This is a genomic window from Streptococcus suis YS161 (genome assembly GCF_002760245.1).
Classification (GTDB): domain Bacteria; phylum Bacillota; class Bacilli; order Lactobacillales; family Streptococcaceae; genus Streptococcus; species Streptococcus suis_I.
Genome location: NZ_ASCA01000074.1, coordinates 1 through 19,602, shown reverse-complemented (window position 1 = coordinate 19,602; position 19,602 = coordinate 1). Strand labels below are relative to the sequence as shown.

Here is a 19,602-nt window from a genome sequence, read left to right as displayed (position 1 = left end):
ATATATATATATATATATATCGATGGGTATATTTATTTGATTTTACCATAATTGATTGAATATATCAAATAAATTGCTTTTTTATTCTTATACTCTCCGAAAATCAAACTCAAACGTTGTTGTCTCGATTTGATGACTGAAAAGCTCCAGTGGAGGTTTTCAGCCTGTTACTTGAAAGTATGAAAAGTAACAGAGTTCTATCTGCATCATATCGATACGAACTACGTTCGTTCTATCTCCAACCTCCAAAGGTTCCACGAACCTAGAGACACGAACTACGTTCGTTCTATCTCCAGCCTCCAAAGGTTTCCCGAACCTAGAGATACGAGCTACGTTCGTTCTATCTCCAACCTCCAAAGGTTCCTCGAACCTAGAGATACGAACTACGTTCGTTCTATCTTCAGCCTCCAAAGGTTTCCCGAACCTAGAGATACGAGCTACGTTCGTTCTATCTCCAACCTCCAAAGGTTCCACGAACCTAGAGATACGAACTACGTTCGTTCTATCTCCAACCTCCAAAGGTTCCACGAACCTAGAGATACGAACCACGTTCGTTCTATCTCCAACCTCCAAAGGTTCCCCGAACCTTTGGAGCGAGTCTGATTTTGATTTTCATTGAGTATTAGAAGCTCATTAAAAATACAGAAAAAGCCAGAACATTCATTCTAGCTAAAAAGTTATTTCAAAAAGAACTGAAGAATTTGCAAAATAATAAGAAGAAGACCAAGAAGAATTGAGAAAATGACGACCAGCTGAAAATCGAACATTTTCTTTTTTTTCTTCTCTTTTGGCAGTACATAGCGTTCTTCTTCGAGTCGTTGCTCGATGCTTTCTTTCAATGGATGCTCGTGTTTCATAGTCCCTCCTAGTTTATCACGCGCTGGTAATTAGCAATCGTTGTCAAGTTGGCTTCTTTTTCCTGGCAGGATAGGAGGCGACTTTGTTCATCACTCTGTCCTGCCAACAAGGATTTAATCTTAGCAATCATGACCTCAACTTGCGAAGAAGCATAGCGATTTTCACTTGCTACATAGCACGGTGCATGAAGAGTCTCTGAAAAGCCTAAGATAAGCAAACGACGCTCAAAAGCTGTACGGACTGCTGATAGGATTTCGTTACCATGGTTAATATCGAGATAGATACTAGATTGCTGGTACAATTGATGCACCAAATCCATGGCGATATTTGGATAGAGGGTCACATTTTCATAGTTACCAAAGGTCATCAAACGGCTAGACATTTCTGTAATCGCACCGATATGAAAATGCAGCTGCGGTAAACTCGTGACCAGATGTTCTAACTGTTCGATTTGATCAGAATTGGTCAGGATAAGAGCTTCTGGTTTAAACTCAGTTTGTTCTTTAAACGGATACAAGAAGCCAAGATAGGCAATATTTTTCTGTTGTTCTGGACTTGCCAGTGCCATCAGATTGTCATAGGCTTCCTTATCTTGTACCACAACCTTGGTCGGTCTTCTGCTCTGCTTATTGAGCAAAAGGAGCATGTTTCCTGGAATACTATCGTGAATCGGTTCTTGCCAAAAGAGAATGTCTTCACCATCTTCATCTAGATAGAAAGCAGTCAAGAAAGATTGTCCCAAACTGTTGTAAAAAATCCGGTCCAACTTAAACCCTGCTGTCTTGAGGTAGAATCTCAACCAATCATGTCTATTCTTGAAAAAGTAAATACGGCTCTGATAGTTCAAAATCCAATCACCCGTACCGTGATTTTCAACTAAGACTTCCTGACCATCCGCCTTATAGTAACTGGTCTGCATAGCCTGTCCTTGTCTATCATAACTGGTTTGTGCAAAACGCATTCCTTTGTCATTGTAGCGATCGGTCACGACGATTTTCCCTGTTTCATCATACCAATCGACAGCCTTGACAAGTCGCTTATGGCTTGGCTGAGCGTAATGAATCTGCGCACGTTTGGTCGCATAATCATAGATTGCCGCCTGACTACCGTCTCCACGGATTTCCCAGAAAGCTGGTGTTTTTACCTGATTGAAATACAAAGCCTGACCTTTTACCGCATCATAATCTGTAAAAAAACGATAAGGCGATGTCACATCATGAGGCAAAAAACCATCATCATGTAACACAATCGTCGGATTATAATAGCCTGAACAAAGTAAGGAATAATGCAAATCCCAGCTCGATTGTTGATACGTATCAAATAAATGAATCATCTTCCTACCATCTCCTCTACTAATTCTACCCATTTTTTCTCGATTTCATGGGTTAAGAATGCAGATGCCACTTGGTAAGAAGCTTCCTGCATTTCATGACGATCATCTTGGCTGAAGAAGACACGAATCGCTTGACGATAGTGTGCGACAATCTCCTGCTCATCCTCTACTGTAGGGAAAGGCAAAAGATAACCGTTCTTACCTTCTTGAATAAAGGTCTGATTGCCGTATGGAGCATCAAAGCCGATAAGTGGCAAGCCTGCACCGATAGCTTCTAATAAGGTCAAGCCAAAGCCCTCACTTTTTGAAGCAGTCAGGTAGAGTTCGTAATTTTGATAAACCTCAGTCAAATCGTGATGCCCTTTCAGGTGAATGTAATCTTCTGCCTGATGTTCCTTGATAATAGCCTCAATTTTAGCACGTTCACCACCACTACCATAGATGTCGAAAGTGAGTTCAGGCAGGTCTTTCTTGGCAGCAACCACAGCCTTGGTCAGCCAGTCTACATGTTTTTCTGTTGCTAGACGTGAAGCGGTGATAATGGAGTAAGGTCTTCTCTTTTCTGCACGTCTGACATCATCAATACTTCCAACCGGTATGGCCACGATGCGAGGGATTTTACCAACATATTTTTCAAACTGCTCCTCTAAGACCTCTTTTTGCCGTTTGGTCGAGGTAATGAAGAAATCAACACAATCAGCATGAACAAATTGGTAGTCATAATAGTTATTCCAAAGAATCGTCTGGTCGGTAACCTGATTGAGACTGTAATGTTCAGCGTGGATGACGACACCTAAACGAGCAGGTCCTTTATTGGCAAAGACTGCCTGACCTGTTCCTGTAGCTCGGTCCAAGATGACGATATCTTGGCTAGTCAAGCCAAGGTTCTGCATAAAGTAGGCAATCCATTCCTCCTTGGAACTGATAAGAGCATCCGGCATACGGTAAACACTCTTATTTCCATCAATCACTTCTTCATATGCAACAGAGCCATCTTCATTGAAGTAGCGTCTGAGGTAAAGGTGGGCCTTATTATCGCGTGGGGTATAGTACTCACTAAAACTTCTCATGTAGGTAAAGAAATCCTTGCGAATCAGATTCCCACTCGAAACATATTCAACACGATGAACAATATCTTTGTCTTCCTGACAAAGATAGGCTGTCAAAAAGAAATTCTGCTCTTCATAGAAGAAGCGAACAATTTTTCCATCACGTTCTTCTCGTGTTATCGTTCCTGTAACATCTTGTCTCAATTGGTCAAGGGTGTAGCTTGTTGGTGCCACCTTTTGATCTGTAAAGAAGGTATAGAGCCAGATGACTTCCTCATCCTTGAACCCGATATTTCGTGTCATATCGGATAGATTATCTTGTCCGAAAAAATCTGTAAAGATAAACTTGGATTTAATCCCTTTTCGGCGTAACAATTGAGCACGATAGGCTTGAGCGTACTCAACACCACTACTGGCCCAACCTATCCCAAGATTGATATTGTAGATGGTCATGTTTTCCTCTTCTTCCTACGCAAAATATACTTGCATCTTTCCCTTATCTGTATAAGACACATCGCTTAAAAGGATATTCTGTAAGATATTTCGCCTTATTTCTGCTTTCATTTTTTGATAGCCTTTATAGGCTTCTTGATGGTATTCAAATACTGGGTTTCGTTGCGCTGCCTGTCTCGCTCCTGCTATGATACGGAGCTGTTGTAGATAGTCCACTTCTTCGACCCAACATTCATCAATAGCTTTTAAAACAGCCAAGCGTTCAAATTGTAAATAATCTTTTGATAGAACTTCTTTTTTTCGTTTGATTTCTTGTTCAACAATGGACACTAAGAAAGCTTGTACTTGGTCATGATTCTGTAGTTCTAAATGTTCTGGAAAATTGTGAAAATCGTAGGTGATATAATCCAAGATATAACGTTCCAAATCATGGGCATCTAAAACAGGATGTCTTTCAAGATAGTGCGCGATATCTTCTTTTGCAAATTGTAGAATATCGAGCGCTTTGCTTGTTCCTTCGATAATGGCATTTCTTTCTTTATAGATGTAATCGCGTTGCAATTTAACACTTTCATCAAACTGTAAGGTCAGACTTCGAGACGAGCGACCAGAGCCATCACTCGCTTCTTGTGACTGCTTTAATGCCCTTTTAAATCGTTTACCTGTCAATTCTTTTGGATTCAGTGGATCAACTTTGTCTTTATTATTTTCAAAATAAGTCTGAATCCACTTTCCACCATTTTCAATCAGGAGGTCATCCTCTAGGCAGGCAAAAAATTGGCTAAATCCTGGATCTCCCTGTCGCCCTGAACGTCCTCGCATTTGCAAGTCCATCCGTTGACTCTTCATCCGTTCCGTTCCGATAACAGCTAGACCACCCAATTCTTTTACACCTGGACCAAGTTTGATGTCTGTTCCTCTACCAGCCATATTGGTCGCAATAGTAACCGTTCCAAACTGTCCTGCCTCAGCAATTATTTGTGCTTCTTTAGCGGCATTATAGGCATTGAGAAGGCTGTGGGGAATCCCTTCTAACAAGAGAAGCTCTGAGTAGAGTTCAGACATATTGACCGAACCAGTCACTAGAAGAATCGGCTGACCAGTTGCATGGACTTTTTTTACCAAATCCAAAGAGGCGCTAATTTTTTCTGGCATGGTCGTATAAATCTTATCAGGATAATCCTTACGGATAACTGGTTTGTTGGTTGGAATTTGAATAACTTCCATATTATAAGTTTCGATTAACTCTGACTCGGCTGTTTTACCAGTTCCTGTCATCCCTGAAAGCTTATCAAACATTAAAAACAGATTTTGATAGGTTATTGAGGCCATGGAGCGCATGGCGGGAGTTATTTCTACACCTTCTTTTTCCTCGATGGATTGATGAACTCCTCCTTGAAGCCTGGTGCCATCCAGAACTCGACCATCAACCTTATCCAAAAGCTTTACTTCACCATCTTCTACAACGTAGTCTTTTCCATTGGTATAAAATTTATGGGCTTGTAACGCAAGAACTACGTGGCGAACTAACTCCTGATTGTCTGCAATATAGAAATTTTGGGAACTAAAATAGCGTTCTGCCTCATCCATCCCTTTCTGTGTCAACCAGACTTCTTTTAGCTCTCGGTCATAATAGTAGCTCTCTCCTTCGGTCAGACTGAGAATAAAGTGATTAGCAATTGTATATAAATTCGATTGAACCCGAGGTGAGCCAGAAACAATCAGTGGTGTTTGAGCTGTGTCTAGAAGAACCGCATCTGCCTCATCAATAATGGCATAATGAAAAGGACGTAAAAACTTTTGTTTCAAATCTGTCGCAAGATTTTCAAACAAATAGTCAAACCCCAGAGCTGAGTTGGTGGTATATACAATGTCAGAGCCATAAATCTCACGCTTAGCTTGGGAGGATTTATTTCGATCTTCTTTTCCGCCGACACCAACACCGACACTTAGATTCAGAAAACGGTAAACAGCCCCCATTTCATCGGCATCCCGCTGTGCAAGATAAGAGCTCGTGGTAATCAACATGACTCCCTTACCTTCCAAAGCATTTAAGTACAAGGGCATGGTAGCCGTCAACGTCTTTCCTTCTCCAGTCCTCATCTCAGCAACATTACCTTCATGAAGAACAATAGCACCTAAAACTTGAACTTCATACGGAAACATTCCTAGCACGCGCTTGGCTGCTTCACGAACGACAGCGTAAGCCTCTTCTAATAAATCATCGAGCGTTTCACCTTGAGCTAATCGTTCCTTAAATTCCTCAGTTTTCCCAGCCAATTCCTCGTCGGTTAATTGACCCATCTCATCTTTTAGACTATCAATTCGCTGATAGATTTTCTTTAAACGCTGAATCCTATAATAATCTAGCTTAAAGTACTGTCCCAGCCCCATTACGACCGTCCTTTCTCATTTTCAAACTCTAACAATGCCTCTAAGGGGTCAAATAAATGAGCCACTAATTTTAAACCTGAATTTACCAGTCCTGCATAAAAGAAAGACTCTTCTTTCTCTGCTAAAATGGTCACAATCTCTTCTTCAAACATACCAATCTTGGTCAGTTCTTCCAAATAGCGTGATTCAGACCAAAAATCCAAACTGGAGTAGACTTGTGTCTTAGGGAGGCGATGCTTATAAAATAAGCTAGCAAAGTTTCCCTTAGGTCCATAGGATATGAGTCGAGCGGTATGAAACTGTTCATCATGGATGCATTTTGCTATATACTCCTGATGTTGCTGGTTCAATACCGAAAAAGAATCATCATCAATTAAAATAACATTCTTCAACTCTTCCATCAATCGACTCAAAATCGGTTGTTTTTCAAGCAAATCCCGTTTTTCTTCTAGAAAAATAATATTCAATACACCAGTTTGAGCAGGGTAATTTAAACCTTTCAGATAACTTTCAAGCGTGTCTGGAATTGTGCATTTTTCTTCCAAGATCAACTCTGTAAATTCCATCTCGCTACAGCCTGCATTGATTAAAGCAATCTCATAGGAATAGGCTTCTTTCGGATAAGTAAATTCACTTGAAGAGTCTTTTAGAATGACAAAATCAATTTTTTCTCGATAGCGATTAAAAAATTCTACCTGCACATAGACAGATGCTGTCGGATAGACAGAAGCCTTCAAGTCTAGCCGATAGGTCACTCCTTTTTTTAACAGAGGTAGTTGTGGCTGTACCCTACGACTTTGAAAATTAGTCAAGGATTCCCAACGATTCAACTCAAAGCTGGGTGGCATTAACGGATTTTCAAAATAGACTTTTCCATCTCCAAACCGAAGTGTACTTCCATAACTATAAGCCGAACGTATAAAGTACTTCCAACGAATACTAACTTTCATGCGCCTCTTCCTTTGTATCAAATCCGTTTTTTATCATTGCTTTATAGCGATTCACAAACCAACCATATGTTGAACCAAAGGCATCATTATGCCTTCCAGCTATGCCTCTAGCATGAATAGTAGCCCCCGTAGACTTGCTATAGTGGATCATTTTTTCAAATGCTGAAGCATCATAATCTTCGTTTTTCATATAGGTAATTGCGAATTGAGTATTCTTAAACACTCCTTCAGTCATCTTATCCCAATAGCGATTGTTTAATCTTTCAGCTGATGCCAAGCTCAAATCTCCGTATAAGGATTTTAACAGTTCAATAGAGGTTGCGAAACCACCTGGGCGATGAACTTTCTCCATCAGAGCAACCTCACCCAAACTTAGAACTGGCTTTGCCAAGACGATGCCGTAGGGATGAAGGTCAGCACCATAATAAGTCGCTCCAAATGTTCCCATCGACATCCCCGATAAAATTAGTTGACTACTATTAAACCCTAGGTAATCTAATTTTTCCTGTATTTTTTGAACAATCTGTTGTTCTAAATCCTCACTACCTAGATAAAAGGCACCACCAATCAGACGTGGATCACAGATTAACATAAAAGGTTTGTTCAAGCCACGAATCATACGGTAGCCCTCGAAACCTTCTGCTGCCCGAAAACCTGAAAAATAGACACAAAGAGGAGGAGTAAAATCCATCGGATGAAAGAAAGTATAGATTTCTTGCAAATCATCATCCACCAGGCGTTCTCCTCCCAAGACAAACTCTCCCAGTCCATTTCGACTCCAACGTTGATGGCAAGAACCGATTTTTATCAGTCCGTTCCCTTTGGCATGGATGGATATAAATAAATAGCCGTTTTCGTTGGGGTCCAAAAAGAGTTGATCTCTTAATTCTTTCCCCTCAAAAGACCATTCTTTTACAATAGTCGCCGTTGAACCATCTTGGATGAGTTGCACATTTAATTTAATCGCACAGCTTGGCTCAACTACATGATTCAGAAATAAATTTAGGAAAACATCTTTGTAAGCTTGAATGTTATAACGATAATAGGCAATTTGCTGGAAATCTTGACCAAAATCTCCCTCTAAACAAACATAATTTTGACCCTCATAATCTATCTTTCCACCAAAATTAGTAGAAATTTCCAGTTCTGCTAAGGTAATCTTTTGCCCAAATTGTCCACTAAATAATGCTTTAGAAAAGGTGTAGATGAGCTCTTCTTTTTTATTCCAATCATAGCGTTGGGCTACTTTTTTATATAGAAAATTTGCTGTCGTCCTATCTTCTGCTTCCCAATTACTTGGATAAAATACCCTATGAGCATCAATCAGCGAATCCAACTTAGTAAGTTCTGCAGGATAATTCTTGTCTGAAAGCAGTAAAATACTATAGGCAACTGTCCGAAGCTCCACTTTCAGCATTTTTTCCAACTCCTGAAGGTAGAACTCATTTGCTTCTGGTTGTAGCGCGAACTCTTCGTAGAGTGCTGTCGCTTCCCTTCGTTTTGCTTCAATAATTTCTTGCTCCTTTAGGAAATCTGATAGTTTATCCGAAGGGAGATAGTGCCACTCTAAAGACTCTGGAATAGCAAACGCTTGGGACCAATCTTCCGTTCCAACTTGTAGTACATGTATTTTTTTTGACATTGTCATTCTACTTTTTCTTTAATTTTTTCTACTAGGACACCGCTTGTATAATCTGATATTTTTCTAACAGAATAAATCAAGGACTCATTCCAATGACTTAATCCGTCTAAATAATAATTTAGCGCCGCGCCTAAATCTCCACCATCAGTCAGGATATAGCCGTTTTTTAAGTGTTCGACATATTCTGTCTGTCTAGCATTGACTTGTGGAATCCCAGCACTGATGCCAGCGATTTGTGTGTATAGATTCGGTTCATCTGCCAGATCAATTATGAGGCGAACCGACTCTAAGGCTACCATGATGTCCACCTCGGAATGAAGAGGAGTAAATGCAACGCGCTCCACCTCTTCTTCCTCGTCTCCTACCTCAAACAATTGATGTTTTGTGTTCTCTTTCAGTTTTAAGTATTCTTCTGGCATCTGTTCCAACTCTAACTCGATTTCCTCTTTTAATCGATCAAGGTAATTCTTTTCCGACTGGTAGGTAACCAACATTAAATGGATATATTCATTTGATTTCATCGCTACAAAAATTTCTTGTAACGCTACTTTCCAATGGGTCTCATGCACTCCATCTAACAAGAAATAGATATACAATTCTTTCAAGCGTTGACTTTTTCCAAGAGCAAGTCGTGTATCATACAATGAAACCTGATGAACAGGGTGACTCGTCATATTTTCAAGTTTCTGTTGCGTCTTCAAACTATCCGTCACAATCAGATGAGGGGAGAGTAAACGATCTACTTGTAGTTGACTGGTAGAGTCTACTTCAAATCGGTTTCCAAAATAAGACAAAACCAATGTATGTCTGCTTATTGCTTTTGCAACAGTCTCATGATGTCTTCCATCCGCTGCTAACACGATTGTAGATTTGGGTTGAGCAGATAGGAATCGTTCTAGTTGTTCACTGATCAGTTCTTCTATCGAGTCATATTTATTTTTAAAAAATTGATATTGCCTTGTCGGGTTAATCAGTACTTGCTGATTATTCGGTAAAAGGTACTCTCGAATGCGATAGACTCCATCTTTTCCGAGATAATCTTGGTAGTAAGGTTGGCCATCTTGATAATAAAGAATGCTTGATAGAAAGCCTCTGTCATCAAAAACCATTTTTTTACTTTGAACATCTTGGTCAAAAAAATCAATCCAAACAAGATTTCCTTCCTCGCCAAACTCCAACTGGGCAAATAATTGCCCTTTTAACCGCGCAATGACTAGAAAAGGACTATTGATAAACTCAATTCCATCAGGCCATTCCATATCCAAATAGTCCAACGGTTGAAAATCATCACCTGCAATTCCTTGTATGTGGTCAAATACAGACCAATATGGAACTTCAAACAGCCCATACCGATGCGTATAATAACGCAGATTGGGCATATAATTTAATACTATTAGTTGACTAGGTTCTCCTACATTGACAAACATACGCAGCTGATTAATCGTATCGTCAAAATAAGAAGACATATTGCGACGATACCACAACTCTGTGTTGTCGTACCAAGTACGTTTTTCAGGATACCATGAGGGGATAAAATAAAACATCATCATCCCTTTCTTTCATTTATTTAAATAAAGGTGTGTAGCGTTTCTTCAGCCGCATAACACGAAATTCAATGATAATTGTTAAAAAGATGCTTGCGGTCATCATCACTACACCAGGCAGGTTGGCAATAGGGCGCAATTCTGGATAAATCATGGAGATTCCCATTGGAATACCAGACATAACGACCAGATAAAACGCATTAAAATTCCCTAGACGAGAAGCTATTTTTGATAGATATTGCTTAGTAGGTTTCCCTGGTCTCACTCCCGGTATATAGTCACCAGACTTTCTCAACTCCTCAGCCTTGTCGGTCGGATTGAGGTTAATATAGGCAAAGCTCACTGTCAAAACATACAAAATTAGGAGAAAAACTACCATACCTTCCCACTCCAACATTGAGAAGTAACGTCCGAGTGCCTTGATAATTGTCCCATGCTGAGGGAAAAAATAAGCAAGCAAGACTAAGACATACTGGGGAAAGCTAAATAAGGTATACGAATACATAAATGACATCCCACCAGATAAGAAGATCTTAACGGGCATGTAGGCTTCATCGGCCAAGGCATTGTTAATTGTAATCCGTTGTACCGGAATTCGGTACTCTGCTTTTTCAAATACAACGATTAAGTAAATGGTTACTAAAATCCACAATAGACCAAACCATAAATAAGGCGTTAGATAGGTACCACTCAACTCCATAACCTTCGGAATAGTTACCAGTTGTCCAACAAGAATATTCACCAACACGAGCATGGCTGAACCACCCACACCGAAATTACTATTCAAGCTAATTAACCAAGAAATGACAAAAGCCCCTGCCACTGAAACTAGAGTCACACCAGCTATTGATTGATAAAGCTGACTACCACTACCTGTATAACTGAATGAAACAGCAATTCCTAAACCTTGAATAACAGCAATGAGCAACATCAACGCGTTTTTCCGATATTCAGCCATCCGTGGTGACTCCGAAGCGCTTTTTCTGCGTGTAAATAAAGAAAGTAAAATAGTCGCATTCATCCATGGACCTAATCCAAGAGAAAACAAACTAATCTGAGCTAAATTAAAACTATTGACTTCTTCTGGGTTGATATAAGCATCCAACTGTAGAAAAGGAAGTGGTATGCTGCGCCCCACTAGAAATAACATAGTGATTCCTGCTGTTACAGCTAACTTTCGAATCCCAGGTTGTATTTTCTTCATTATTACTTTTTCTCCTGCTACGACATCGTAAATTAAAAATAGCTAAACTAACCCCATTTTACGTTTTTACCTCATACAGTATATGCCATAACGGGCTTTTTTGCAAGTCAGGGCTCCGTCCTTTCTTCCTTTTCTCGTAATTGTTTGATATAATTTTCAATATATGGTATGACATCTGCTTATTCCTGATTAACTAGCACAACAGGTAACTACTACAACATTTTTCAAAAGGATATTTCATGAAAAAAATCATTTGCTTAGCCGGAGATAAAGACTACCTACTCCAATTGACTACTTGCCTCAAATCTATTTTTCGCTTTAACCGCCAATGTAAAATATATATTTTAAACCAAGATATCCCTCAGGAGTGGTTTCTCTCTATCAGAGACATGGCTACACAATTTGACAGTCAAATCCTTGACATTCGTCTCTTTGATAGCGAGTTAGCTCAAAATTGGCCGACCCACGACCATATCAACCATATGACATATGCTCGTTACTTTATACCAAAGTACATTCCAGAAGATCGCGTTCTTTACCTAGACAGCGATACCTTAGTCTGCCAATCCCTTGACTCTCTCTACTCCCTAGACCTTCAAGGCTACCCACTTGCTGCTATTCCAGATCCTTCAGGAATTGAGTTTAACGCAGGTGTCCTCGTCATCGATAATAAGAAATGGCGTAAGGAACACATTCTCGAGCAACTCATTCAAACAACCCAAGCTGAACAAGCCATAAAAGAAGCAAATCCAGATTACCTTTTCAACGGGGACCAAACTGTCTTCAACAAAGTATTTGCCCATAACTGGCTCGAATTAGACAAGGTGGAAAATCTACAAGTTGGTCACGATATGGTCGCCTTTTACAGCAACTGGACCAACCATTTTTCACAGTCAACAGCCTTTCCGCGTATCATCCATTTTACCACTCGACACAAGCCTTGGAATACCTTCAGCTCACACCGTTATCGAGATCTCTGGTGGACATTCGCTATGACGGACTGGTCTGATTTAGCCAGTATTCAGCTAGAAGATTTCCAGCAGCTCCAGACAGGTTTTAATGCCTTTACCTTTACCAATTCAGAATCACTCGAACAGATTGAAACCCTTGTTCAGGCTTGTCCAGATATCACCTTCCACATCGCAGCCTATACAAACATGGGATTACCACTGCTCAAGCTCAATGTCTACCATAATGTACGACTCTATCAGTCCATTGTCGGTCCAACCTTGGATAAACTCATCGAACATTGCCAGATTTATCTAGATATCAATCATGGCGACAAGTCGCTCCATATCATCCAAGCCATCAAAGACAGAAATATCCCTATTCTTGCCTTTGAATCAACCGCTAGCCCTGATAGTCAGGCAAGAGTCTTTTCATCAGAACAAGTTGAAAATATGGTAGCATTCTTACAGGAAGTACAAGCCAGCCAAAAAGAAAGCACCGTCAAGAAAACCATTGTGCTAGCAGCCAACTATGCCTACAATACACAGGTATTAACGACAATCAAATCCATCTGCTACCACAATAGAAATGTCACCTTCTATCTCATCAATAGCGACTTTCCATCTGATTGGTTTGCAGGCTTGAATAAGAAACTAGCCCCCCTAGATTCCAAAATTATCAACGGTCGTGTCAATAGCCAGTTGCTAGAAGGTTATCACACCAATATTAACTACACTACCTTTTTGCGTTACTTCATTTCTGATATTGTAAAAGAAGATAAGGTCTTGTATCTAGACTGTGATATGGTCGTGACTAAAGATTTGACAGACCTTTTCCAGACAGACATGCAAGGAAAACCCTTGGCTGCTGTCAAAGATTTGGGCGGACAAGTCTACTTCAATCAACATGTATTTAATGCAGATTGCTTATTGATTGATAACAAGCAATGGAAAGCGGAAAACATGACCAGACATTTGATTGAAATGACAAATGAGTGGCACGATAAGGTCAGTCAAGATGACCAAAGTATCTTAAATATGGTCTTTCAAGATCGCTGGCTGGAACTGGAAAATGAATACAATTTTATTACCATCCATCAAATGTTCTCAGACTATCCGCTGGATCATCCAACCTATCCAGCCGTTATCCACTATTTGACCGAGAGAAAACCTTGGAGTATCTATACGCAATCCTTGTTTAGAGATTTGTGGTGGTTTTATCATAACTTAGAGTGGACCGACATCCAAAAACAAAAACCTCTACCATATATGGAAAAAGGACAAGTGGAAAAGCCGAAACCTACTGCCTTTATCTACACCTACAGTGAAAGACTAGAAGGGATTGAATTTCTCCTTGAAAACCTTCCGCAATGGACCTTTATCATCGCATCACCTGTCATGGTGTCCGACCGACTAGCTAGTCTATTACGTTATGATAATCTCGTCCTTGCATCAAATCTTATCGGCCTGACCTGTGTCGTTGAAGATTTGGTTGGTCAATCAACTGTCTTACTAGATATCAATTACGACGGCGAAGTGGAACATATTATCGAACGATTCCATACCCTCAATAAACCAGTCTACTCCCTACCACAAACCCAGCATGGACAACAAGGTCAGATTGCTTTCAGCCAAGTGCAGGAACTTGCTCTAGCCTTAGAAAGACTGGCCAATAAAGTAGATAGTTCAGGGAATACCGCTTTCCCAACAGTCATCGGAATTTCCGAAACCATTGACTACCTCTTAAAACACCAATCCTCCCTTGCTCGATTTGGTGATGGAGAAATGGACATCATTGCCGGAAATAGCATCCCTTATCAAGACTACGATGCAAACTTGGCCAAAGAGCTTAAAGAAATCATGTCTCAATCCAGCTCAGAAACTTTCGTCGTTTGTCTCTCAGATGTCTTTGAAAAACAAGAACGTTATACTGAATCTGCTCAAAACTTCTGGAAACATCACTTAGAACACTACAAGGACTACTACCAAGAAATCTGTCAAGCAGACTGGTACGGATCTACCTTCATCTCTCGCCCTTATATGGACTTGGTTGACAAGGAGCCCTCAGCTGGATATTTTGCACAATTAAAACAAATTTGGCAAGATAAAGATATTTTAATTGTCGAAGGCAAACACTCTCGTTCTGGTATCGGAAATGATTTATTCGATAATGCAAAATCCATTCAACGCATTATCTGCCCAGCAAAAAATGCCTACCAAAACTTCCAGCAGATTAAAGAAGCGACTCTCCAATATGGAAAAGACCGATTGATTCTAGCAATGCTAGGTCCAACTGCAAAAGTGTTGGCCTATCAGGTTGCTAAAGAAAATTTCCAAATTATTGACATCGGTCATATTGATTCCGAATACGAATGGTTCAAGGCTCGAGCAACACATAAGATAAAATTTAACCATAAACATACTGCAGAACATAATTTTGACCAAGATATTGTTCTCCAAGAAGACAGCACCTATGCTTCACAAATTATTCTAGATTTATCAGAAAGTTAAGAAATATGCACAATTCTAATCCTATCCACATCGCCTTTTCTGTGGCAGGAAAGTATGCGGATTATTTAGGTACTACCATTTACTCTATCTTAAAGCATAATAGCGATAACACTATTCACTTCTACATCTTACATCAAGAAATCGAGACAGAGTACAGACAGAATCTTGAAAAACTGCTTTTGCACTTCCCAAATGCAACGATTCGTTTCTTAAAAATCGAAAATAATTACTTCAATCAAATTAAACCTGCCAAAGATGGTCTACACGTCTCGACTTACTATCGTTTTTTACTAACAGAACTCCTACCAGAACTAGACAAAGTACTTTACTTAGACGTTGATGTACTAGTACGTGGAAACATCAAACCACTTTGGGACACAGATATATCTTCCGTTTCTTTGGGTGTCTCTCGAGAAATTGATATCTACGCAGGTGCACCCGAACATGTGACTTCTATCGGTCTTGAAGACCATCACAACTATTTCAATGCTGGCGTTATCTTATTTAACCTCAACAAACTACGGGTTGGGCAGCTGGATAAGGTACTTCTAGAAACAGCCGTCGCAAAAAGTCCTGACCTACGTTTTGGTGACCAGGATATTCTCAATATGATTTTTAAAGATGATACCACCCTATTCAGCTATATCTACAACTTTACCAACTGGCGTCTCATGTGGCCAGAAATCAGCGACCAACCTGGTATCATCCTTCACTTTTCTGGATCAGGCAAAACAAAACCATGGAATAATAAGCACCAAACCTTTGACTATCTTGGTCCCTATATTGATGAATACCGCAAGTATCGTTTGGAATACTACCATCTGATTGCTTCTGATAAGGCTAAAGTAGCTGTGGTCGTTGAGCTTCATGACCGTGAGGAACACCTAAAAGAATGTATCGACAGTATTATTCGGCAATCCTATACAAACCTTGACATTCTATTACTCGATGATCAAGCAAATGAACATTGTCGTAAGATTGCACAAGAATATTGCACGATAGATCAGCGCATCTCTTTCACAGCTCCACACAGCGTAACAAGAGCAGAAAGATATCAAACAATTGCTGAAAAAACAGCAGCAAACTATATTCTATTCGTCCGTGAGAGTGACATTTTAGAAGAAGACTGCATCAAATATCTAGTAGAAAAAGCTGAACAAGGAAATACTGACCTTGTTTTATCAAACTACTTTGTTTTCGACAGCAATGATGGCGTATTTTATTTTCACGAACCTATAAAAAATGGGGGGGTACTACTGAAGCAGGACTTAGAAAGTCCTAGTAACAAGCAACAAAATTATCTGGAACATCTTTGGGGAAAACTCTTCACTACTGAGTACTTCTTAGAAAATATTCCATCTTATAGTGGAAACCTACTACTATCAGACTTCTATGCTGCTCCTTCACTTGCCTACCTTCCACGAGCAGACTACATCTACCGAGAAGATAAAACCGAGAAAATCAGCGTTATTGTAACAGCCTATAATGTTGCGCCATACATAGAAGAATGTGTCACAAGTATCCAAAATCAAACCTATCCAAACCTAGAAATCATCCTTGTCAACGACGGATCGACAGATGAAACTGCCAAAATCTGCGATAAACTAGCAAGCCAAGACAATCGTATCAAGATTATCCATAAAGAAAATGGCGGAGCTTCCGACGCTAAAAATGTCGGTGTCAAACACTCTAATGGCGAATACATTACTCTAGTTGACGGTGACGACGTTATTGACAAGGAACTCGTGGCAACTCTGTATCACCATGTTAAGCAAGAACAGGCTGATATAGCCATGGGGCATTATTATAGATATGATGAAAATGATGGAAAATTTTATTATTTTCATATTGATGCTCAAACAAACTTCGAAGTCATCACTCCCACTCAAGCTGTCATCCGTCAGACCAACTGGGGAAAATATAATAATGCCAACTATATTATAACCGTCTGTAAGCTGATAAAGAAATCTTGTTTCCAAGGTGTCAAATTTCCTTTTGGTCGCAAATTTGACGATGATGCAACAACCCATAAGCTCTTCATTAAAGCAAATAAAATTGTTCAAATCAACAAAAACCTATATATGTATAGGAGACGAAAAAACAGTATCATGACATCTGGTTTTCAACTATCTTGGGTTGATGATTTTATTCCAATCTACGAAGAAAAAATTGCGGATTGCCTCCTTGCTCAAATCCCATTAAAAGATATTCGATTACGTTACATCAATATTTTAAGAGATTACAAACAGTACTTGGAGTACCAACAGCTAACAGATACCAAACAGTATGAACTTGTTTTGCAAAAGTTACAATTTGCAAAGTTAGAACAAACAGACTCAGAATAAAAACCTGTATTCACAGTTCAGTGCTTCCATCTAAGGCTAGTTTTTCAGCTACTCATCGCTAGTTTTTTTCAAAATACAATCAGTATTTCCTCAAAATCACTGCCTTGATGAGCAAAAAACTATCTTTTAAATAAAAGTACTTTACTTTTGAATACAGGTTCTAAGACTGAACAAAATCCAGCTTGGTTATAGTCCTGCACTGCTACAAAACATCACAACTGTTTTACATGCTGAATTTAATCCTTTTGGCATCTAACTCTAAAGAAAATAGGAAATAGTATGAAAGTTCACATTACAAATCTTTACGGTCAATCTCCCTACAGCGTCGCATTGATGGCACAAAATATGGTGGCAGATATTGCCAAAAAATTAGATATTAAAGAAATCGGCATTTATAGCTTCAATGCTGACAATGAAAGCATTGAAAACTTGGCTATTCGTTTTGATGGTATGAATGCAGCTGTAGGAAATGGTGACATTATCATTTTCCAAGCTCCAAGCTGGAACGGAACCCGTTTTGACCACGAATACCTCAAACGTCTCAAAATTTATGCAGGTATAAAAATTGTCATCTTTATCCATGACATCCCACCTCTCATGTTCAGCTCCAACTTCTATTTGATGGAAAAAACTGTTGAAATGTATAATATGGCTGATTTGATTATTGCACCTTCTCAAAAGATGGTCGATATTCTGTACAAAGAAGGACTGACTGTCAAAAATATTCTCATTCAGGATATGTGGGATTATACAACGGATGTCTGGATTGAACGACCACCATTTCAGAGAATCATCAATTTTGCAGGTGAACCCCAACGCTTCCCGTTTGTCAACGATTGGAGAAAGAATACCCCTCTTCACCTCTTTGCTCGTAATTTTGATAATAATGATGCGTTAAATGTTCACTATAAGGGATGGTTTTTTGGAACAGACTTGCTCCGATCTTTAAATAAAAATGGTGGTTTTGGACTTGTTTGGGCTCAAGGAGAAGATTCGGATTACTATAATGCTAATGTCTCTTTCAAGCTGAGTAGCTATCTAGCTGCAGGTCTACCAGTTATTGTACCAAATACCTTATCTAATGCTCACCTAGTCGAACAATATCAACTTGGCTATGTTGTGACTAATTTAGAAGATGCAGAGCAACTTGTCACTTCCCTCACTGAGAAAGATTATAGGGAAAAAGTTGACAATGTCCTACGATTTCGAGAATTGATCACAAATGGTTATTATAGCAAAAAACTAATCATAGATGCCATTCACACTGTACTAAAATAGGAGTAAACCATGACACAGATTCCTCTCAATTTCGAAGGTCAATATTTTGTCACTGAAATCTCTGAACATGCTCAGTCGATGGCTATGTAACATTTAGAAACTTCGCAACAGTCGAAGTGGTTTCTTGCGCCACATTAATTGCTGGTAAGCGTGTCTTCTTCAATAGTGGAGCTGTACTACGTTGCCACTCAAAGATTGAAATCGGCGATGATACCATGTTTGGTGACGGTGTAAAACTTTATGACTTTGATCATAAATTTACAAATTATCCTGTTGAAAAATTAGCATTCAAAACTGCTCCCATAAAAATTGGTAAGAATTGCTGGATTGGGGCCAATTCGGTCATCCTAAAAGGGGTAACCATTGGTGATAACGTCATTATCGGTGCAGGTTGTACTATTCACAAGGATATTCCATCAAACAGCATCGTTACCTCTTCTGGTGTTATCAGCACACGACCAAGAAAACAATTCAAGCATCATCTGACAACTTTCACCGCTTCTGATCGGTTAGAACATCTTGAATTCCTAATTAAATTATTACCTGAAGTCGCTTTTCATATTCTCGCTGGAGTCTTTATCTCTCCCTATTTGGATAGCTTTCGAAAATATAAAAATGTCAACATTTATTCAGCAGTAAATGACTTCGACATTGAAGATACCGTATTACAAAGAACTGATATTTATCTAGATATTAATTATGGTCCAGAAATTAAAGACGCTTTAAACCGAACAGCGAATTTAGGAAAACCAATCTATTCCTTTGATACGGTTACGCACAATCCAGACTTAACAACCTCGATTTTCTCCAGTACCCAACCAGAGAAAATGGTTCAAGCTATACAAGACTATTTTAAAGAAATGGAAACCTAATGGGAAGCCCACTTGTTGAAGTATTTTCAACTTCGAGCAAGTTTTATACTCAAGAAAATCAAATTCATGCTAGACGACGAAGATGCAGATAGAACCCTACTACTTTCGCATTTTCAGGTAGTGGGTTGGGGCTGGGCAAAAAGCCACTAAACGACTGATATGTAAAGCCCTTTGTCAAGTAAAAACAATCGAACTGATTAAAAAATGAAAAGTATCTAGAAA

Annotated in this window: 12 protein-coding genes; 4 read left to right on the top strand and 8 right to left on the bottom strand. The window is 39.4% G+C overall.

Annotation, left to right across the window (positions count from 1 at the left end; translation table 11 throughout):
• Positions 1-677: 677 nt before the first annotated feature.
• The 8 genes from SST111_RS09720 to secY2 are packed head-to-tail and all read right to left on the bottom strand — an operon-like array spanning position 678 to position 11,427.
• Positions 678-857, bottom strand: coding sequence for a hypothetical protein (locus SST111_RS09720; RefSeq protein WP_099811015.1), 180 nt, complete (start codon positions 855-857; stop codon positions 678-680).
• 8 nt (positions 858-865) lie between these two features.
• Positions 866-2,191 (bottom strand): accessory Sec system glycosylation chaperone GtfB, encoded by a 1,326-nt coding sequence (gene gtfB, locus SST111_RS09715; RefSeq protein ID WP_099811013.1) that lies wholly within the window; start codon positions 2,189-2,191, stop codon positions 866-868.
• The gene (gtfA, locus tag SST111_RS09710; RefSeq protein ID WP_099811011.1) at positions 2,188-3,693 is read right to left on the bottom strand and encodes an accessory Sec system glycosyltransferase GtfA; all 1,506 of its coding nucleotides are present in this window, start codon (positions 3,691-3,693) and stop codon (positions 2,188-2,190) included. The genes gtfB and gtfA overlap by 4 nt, the downstream gene beginning before the upstream one ends.
• Before the next feature lie 15 nt (positions 3,694-3,708).
• Positions 3,709-6,087: an accessory Sec system translocase SecA2 gene (gene secA2, locus SST111_RS09705; protein ID WP_099811009.1), complete on the bottom strand. Its 2,379-nt coding sequence runs from the start codon at positions 6,085-6,087 to the stop codon at positions 3,709-3,711.
• A complete protein-coding gene (asp3, locus tag SST111_RS09700; RefSeq protein WP_099811007.1) occupies positions 6,087-7,037 on the bottom strand; it encodes an accessory Sec system protein Asp3 in 951 nt (316 codons plus the stop codon). The genes secA2 and asp3 overlap by 1 nt, the downstream gene beginning before the upstream one ends.
• Positions 7,027-8,679: an accessory Sec system protein Asp2 gene (gene asp2 / locus SST111_RS09695; protein ID WP_099811019.1), complete on the bottom strand. Its 1,653-nt coding sequence runs from the start codon at positions 8,677-8,679 to the stop codon at positions 7,027-7,029. Before asp2 ends, asp3 begins: the two co-directional genes overlap by 11 nt.
• Before the next feature lie 2 nt (positions 8,680-8,681).
• Positions 8,682-10,226, bottom strand: a complete 1,545-nt coding sequence (asp1, locus tag SST111_RS09690) for an accessory Sec system protein Asp1 (protein ID WP_180274054.1) — start codon at positions 10,224-10,226, stop codon at positions 8,682-8,684.
• A gap of 16 nt (positions 10,227-10,242) precedes the next feature.
• Positions 10,243-11,427 (bottom strand): accessory Sec system protein translocase subunit SecY2, encoded by a 1,185-nt coding sequence (gene secY2 / locus SST111_RS09685; protein WP_099811003.1) that lies wholly within the window; start codon positions 11,425-11,427, stop codon positions 10,243-10,245.
• A 239-nt stretch (positions 11,428-11,666) separates the two neighbouring features.
• Here secY2 and SST111_RS09680 point away from each other — a divergent pair, with 239 nt between their 5' ends.
• From SST111_RS09680 to SST111_RS09665, 4 genes are all read left to right on the top strand, one after another.
• Positions 11,667-14,885: an SP_1767 family glycosyltransferase gene (locus SST111_RS09680; RefSeq protein ID WP_099811001.1), complete on the top strand. Its 3,219-nt coding sequence runs from the start codon at positions 11,667-11,669 to the stop codon at positions 14,883-14,885.
• Positions 14,886-14,890: 5 nt separating this feature from the next.
• A complete protein-coding gene (locus tag SST111_RS09675) occupies positions 14,891-17,230 on the top strand; it encodes a glycosyltransferase (protein ID WP_099810999.1) in 2,340 nt (779 codons plus the stop codon).
• 279 nt (positions 17,231-17,509) lie between these two features.
• The gene (locus SST111_RS09670) at positions 17,510-18,508 is read left to right on the top strand and encodes a sugar transferase (RefSeq protein ID WP_180274053.1); all 999 of its coding nucleotides are present in this window, start codon (positions 17,510-17,512) and stop codon (positions 18,506-18,508) included.
• Positions 18,509-18,624: 116 nt separating this feature from the next.
• Positions 18,625-19,380 carry a DapH/DapD/GlmU-related protein gene (locus tag SST111_RS09665; protein ID WP_099810997.1) on the top strand — a complete coding sequence of 252 codons (756 nt, stop codon included), beginning with the start codon at positions 18,625-18,627 and terminating at the stop codon, positions 19,378-19,380.
• Positions 19,381-19,602 lie beyond the last annotated feature (222 nt).

Bases quoted from the DNA above. Each gene is read 5' to 3' on its own strand.
- asp3 (WP_099811007.1), bottom strand. From the start codon at position 7,037: ATGAAAGTTAGTATTCGTTGGAAGTACTTTATACGTTCGGCTTATAGT.
- SST111_RS09675 (WP_099810999.1), top strand. From the start codon at position 14,891: ATGCACAATTCTAATCCTATCCACATCGCCTTTTCTGTGGCAGGAAAG.
- gtfA (WP_099811011.1), bottom strand. From the start codon at position 3,693: ATGACCATCTACAATATCAATCTTGGGATAGGTTGGGCCAGTAGTGGT.
- SST111_RS09680 (WP_099811001.1), top strand. From the start codon at position 11,667: ATGAAAAAAATCATTTGCTTAGCCGGAGATAAAGACTACCTACTCCAA.
- secA2 (WP_099811009.1), bottom strand. From the start codon at position 6,087: ATGGGGCTGGGACAGTACTTTAAGCTAGATTATTATAGGATTCAGCGT.
- SST111_RS09670 (WP_180274053.1), top strand. From the start codon at position 17,510: ATGAAAGTTCACATTACAAATCTTTACGGTCAATCTCCCTACAGCGTC.
- gtfB (WP_099811013.1), bottom strand. From the start codon at position 2,191: ATGATTCATTTATTTGATACGTATCAACAATCGAGCTGGGATTTGCAT.
- SST111_RS09720 (WP_099811015.1), bottom strand. From the start codon at position 857: ATGAAACACGAGCATCCATTGAAAGAAAGCATCGAGCAACGACTCGAA.
- asp1 (WP_180274054.1), bottom strand. From the start codon at position 10,226: ATGATGTTTTATTTTATCCCCTCATGGTATCCTGAAAAACGTACTTGG.
- asp2 (WP_099811019.1), bottom strand. From the start codon at position 8,679: ATGTCAAAAAAAATACATGTACTACAAGTTGGAACGGAAGATTGGTCC.
- secY2 (WP_099811003.1), bottom strand. From the start codon at position 11,427: ATGAAGAAAATACAACCTGGGATTCGAAAGTTAGCTGTAACAGCAGGA.